7 protein-coding genes and 1 pseudogene are annotated in these 3619 nt (G+C 33.6%); 7 read left to right on the top strand and 1 reads right to left on the bottom strand.

Annotated features, from left to right (window positions below; all coding sequences use genetic code 11):
• Window positions 1–4: 4 nt before the first annotated feature.
• Window positions 5–172: pseudogene (locus tag OXPF_RS21520) on the bottom strand (transposase); the annotation flags it as partial.
• Window positions 173–249: 77 nt separating this feature from the next.
• Here OXPF_RS21520 and OXPF_RS00175 point away from each other — a divergent pair.
• From OXPF_RS00175 to OXPF_RS00155, 7 genes are all read left to right on the top strand, one after another.
• The gene (locus OXPF_RS00175) at window positions 250–1017 is read left to right on the top strand and encodes an RHS repeat-associated core domain-containing protein (RefSeq protein WP_242854279.1); all 768 of its coding nucleotides are present in this window, start codon (window positions 250–252) and stop codon (window positions 1015–1017) included.
• A gap of 21 nt (window positions 1018–1038) precedes the next feature.
• Entirely contained in the window at window positions 1039–1542 is a 504-nt protein-coding gene (locus OXPF_RS00170) for a hypothetical protein (RefSeq protein WP_054873201.1), read from the top strand.
• A gap of 64 nt (window positions 1543–1606) precedes the next feature.
• Window positions 1607–1765 (top strand): hypothetical protein, encoded by a 159-nt coding sequence (locus tag OXPF_RS22235; protein WP_160317114.1) that lies wholly within the window; start codon window positions 1607–1609, stop codon window positions 1763–1765.
• The gene (locus OXPF_RS00165) at window positions 1762–2121 is read left to right on the top strand and encodes a hypothetical protein (protein ID WP_054873200.1); all 360 of its coding nucleotides are present in this window, start codon (window positions 1762–1764) and stop codon (window positions 2119–2121) included. Before OXPF_RS22235 ends, OXPF_RS00165 begins: the two co-directional genes overlap by 4 nt.
• Window positions 2122–2212: 91 nt before the next feature.
• Entirely contained in the window at window positions 2213–2731 is a 519-nt protein-coding gene (locus tag OXPF_RS00160) for a hypothetical protein (RefSeq protein ID WP_054873199.1), read from the top strand.
• Window positions 2731–2988: a hypothetical protein gene (locus OXPF_RS22020; protein ID WP_152967664.1), complete on the top strand. Its 258-nt coding sequence runs from the start codon at window positions 2731–2733 to the stop codon at window positions 2986–2988. Before OXPF_RS00160 ends, OXPF_RS22020 begins: the two co-directional genes overlap by 1 nt.
• On the top strand, window positions 2973–3515 hold the full coding sequence (locus tag OXPF_RS00155) for a LamG-like jellyroll fold domain-containing protein (protein ID WP_083479615.1): 543 nt from the start codon (window positions 2973–2975) through the stop codon (window positions 3513–3515). The genes OXPF_RS22020 and OXPF_RS00155 overlap by 16 nt, the downstream gene beginning before the upstream one ends.
• Window positions 3516–3619: the final 104 nt, after the last annotated feature.

Raw genomic sequence — 3619 nt, 5'->3', positions numbered from 1 at the left:
ATTATTTTAATTCATGGTTTGTTGAGCATTCTTCACGATAAGCTTTTATCCATATTGAAATACCTGATTTAGAAACTCCATATTCCTCAGATAAGCTTTTTAAAGTACGTCCTTCTTCAAGATGAAGACGAACAATTTTGTTTTTGAATTCTTCTTCATAATACCTATTCATCGTTATCCCTCTTTCTCTAATAAATTTATTATATCTATTAGACCGAGGTGTTACAACTTCATTATACCGCTACAGATGTGACAAATGATGTAACCCATGTTGGATATAAGAACCCATATAGGTATAGAGGATATAGGTATGATACCGAGACCGGGTTATATTATTTGCAGTCAAGGTATTATAACCCGGAGTGGTGCAGGTTTATTAATGCTGATGGATTTATAGGTCAGATTGGAGGATTATTATCTCATAATTTATTTGCTTATAGTATGAATAATCCTGTTAATTTTAGCGATCCTAGTGGTAATAGGCGAATACCAAGCATAATGGACTTATTTGAAGAGGTAGTATTTCTCATTGTGTCTTTATTATTAGTGCCTGCAGTAGTAGCTACTCCAAAATTAATTTATCCGTTAGTAGGTTCATTTGTAGATGCAGTTGTAGATACAATAAGCTCTTCTTCCGTTCCATCGCGAAATATAGCAAGTAGTTCAGCAAAAACAGAGTCAAGAGCAACAACTAAAACTAAGGTAGATATAAAAACAAAAAATAAAGAGGAACCAGTACGAATTTATTTCGTAGCAGAAGCAACTTATCCAGGAGCAATTGTTCATAAAAAGCAGCCTTTAAATAAGAATATTGCAAAACTGAGGCTGGAATTTGGTGGCGATATATATGCGACAACTTCAGATGATGCTATATATTTATGTAATATGCTTGGAGGAGCTATTGGGCCAACAAATGATGGCAATCCCAAAAATGCTATGCATTACCATCCACTTATTTACCTTGATAGAGCGCATGTGTTTTTTGGAACTGACCCTAATTTAAAGTTCATTGATTAATTCCAGATGTGAGGTGATAAAATGACTATAGGTATAGGGATTATTATATCGAAAAATCATGATATTAGTCTTATAAATAATTTAAAAGAAAATTATGATTTAGGCTTAATAAGAATCCATAATGATTACGTTGACAAACAATTATTGGATGATGAGGTGTTTTTGCAAGCTACTAAAAATGGATGTGATAGTCTTACAGGTATAGGTATATATGATTTATATATAAAGGATGTATCTGAAATATATCAAGCTGTAAAAGATCCTAAAATGGCTCAATTTCTTATAAGTGATTTCGAAAAGCGAAAAGGAATATATAAAAATGATGCTAAAAAATGGATTGAAATAGCAAAGACTATTAAATATGATTATAATGTTAATAAATTTGGATTATTTATACATTTTTTCATATCATCCTTCGATAGAGAAAAAATTGATTTTCATAATAGAACTGTGTGCAGTCTCAATAATGTTACTATTGATTATATTATGAAAATCCAAAAGGATGTCATTGTGTTTTTTGATTAGATAGTGTTTGTATAGGTATTGTGTTTGTATTGTTTCATGATTATTGAGTATTTAGCGATGCCAATTGAAGGACTTACTGACAAGTTTTGACGGCAAAGCACCTATCCAGCCCAGGGGACGCATGGTCATTGAAGGACAGATAAAGTATTTAAAATACACAGAAGTATATGGCCGTGGAACTTTGGAAAAGATTTGGATAGATAATTATGGAGGAGCAATATGAAAATAGTTCATGAAGAATACGGTGATAGCTTAAATAGGTTGACTATAAGGTATATAAAAACCTACGATTACAAATCAATGGAAAATCTCAAAGAAATCATTAAAATACTATCAAATGGAGATAAATTTTATTTTCAATTTGCCCGAGAAGATTATTTCTTAGAAGATAATGAACTACTAGAATACAGGAATCAGGTACCACAGTATCTTAAACAAAACGGATTTTATGAAGTAAAATATAAGCTTGATGAAACACGTTTTGATAGCATTGGCTTGTCGTTTATAAGGCACATTCGTAGTATTTCTGCCTGTCAAAGGAGTCGGCTTTCAAGGCATCATGCTTTTACACGACTGTAAAGGATACAGTCAGGTTGATTATCAGCAATGAAGTAGCGTTGGGTCATAATTCAATCTTTATCTTAATAGTAATGACAGGCTTATACTCAGCGTGAATTATAACTCCGGCGCTACAAATATACTTGCCAGTTCTCTGGGAACCATACAAGAAAATGTATGGCATTTTGCAGCATTTAATATGCAGCATTTTATGTATTCGGGTGAAGATCTGACCGATACTGAAATAAGCAATATATGGCATCGATATATAGATAATAAAGTAGTTCAATGGCTAACTCAAAATCCAAATGCAACGTCAGCACAATTTAAAAGGTATGTGGAGGGATTATATAGAAATACAACGTTTTGGAAAAATATTATTGAAATGATGGAGGGAAAGTACATGAGTTTAGATAAAAAGAGTCCATACTTTTACTTGTTTGATACTTCACGCTTTGATGATAAACAGTTTGCTTTTGGAGAGGATATAGAACCGATAAGTTTAGGTGAGTGCGAGTTTTGTCCTAAATGTGGAAGTCCTATAAGCCAGCTGAAATGGCTTAATCCAATGTATGTTAAGCTATCTAAACCATCGTATGGTGATTTCTCGGTACTTTTGAATATTTCTTAGTGTCAAGAAGATTTAAGGAGGAATACGAAAAATCGGATTTAAATGGTATTGTAAGTTTTCAAAAAATTGATGGTATTAGGGTGTCAAAAATGAAACAGAATTCACCAATCCCTACAGATTATTATTACGTTACTCCAATCATAAGTAATATTAAAGTAGATAATAAACGTTCAAAGATTTATGGACAGCAGCATGGATTAAAATGTAGTGAATGTAATCCTAGAGAAACAATGCAGGAACAATACAGCCCATTGTAAACTCGGCAGTTAAAATAGAAAAAGGCATCTGGTATTTTGCGGCATTTAAGTGGAATCATAGTGCCTCGGGATTAAAATGCACCTTATACCTTAACGGCACCCCCTATACACATTCAGATTATATTACCGACTTTCAGGATTTTACCGGCGGCGTGACGCTGGTAGGCAGCACCATATCCGGCACAGGTCAGGCAAACGGGGCAATGCAGCACTTTATGTATTCGGGTCAGGAGCTTAGCGATGCCGAAATAGGCAATATATATAACAGCGGCAGGGGGAATGATATAAACAACATATACGATTCCCTGGGAAGATTCAAAGAAAAGTCTTTATACACCGGAATATTCAGGTACAAGACGAACTACAGCTATCTAAATAACCCTGCAACCGGGTCAGCATCAACCCTACTGGAAACAATAAGCAACAACAACATTCCCATAAGCTATTCATACGATAAGAATGGGAATATCAGCAGGATAACAATGCAGGGTGGTATAACCATAGTGTCAATTTTCAAAATAAACTAGGAAGTTTTTCTCACATTGTAATCGTAAGTAAAGGTCCACTTTTATCAAATTAAAATAGACGTACAAAATTAAATTAGGAAATTTCTCAATTTGTACTGGGAATA

Source organism: Oxobacter pfennigii (genome assembly GCF_001317355.1).
In the GTDB taxonomy this organism is placed as follows: Bacteria; Bacillota; Clostridia; order Clostridiales; family Oxobacteraceae; genus Oxobacter; species Oxobacter pfennigii.
Note: the sequence above shows the minus strand (reverse complement) of the source record. Positions and strands in the feature narration are given on the sequence as shown.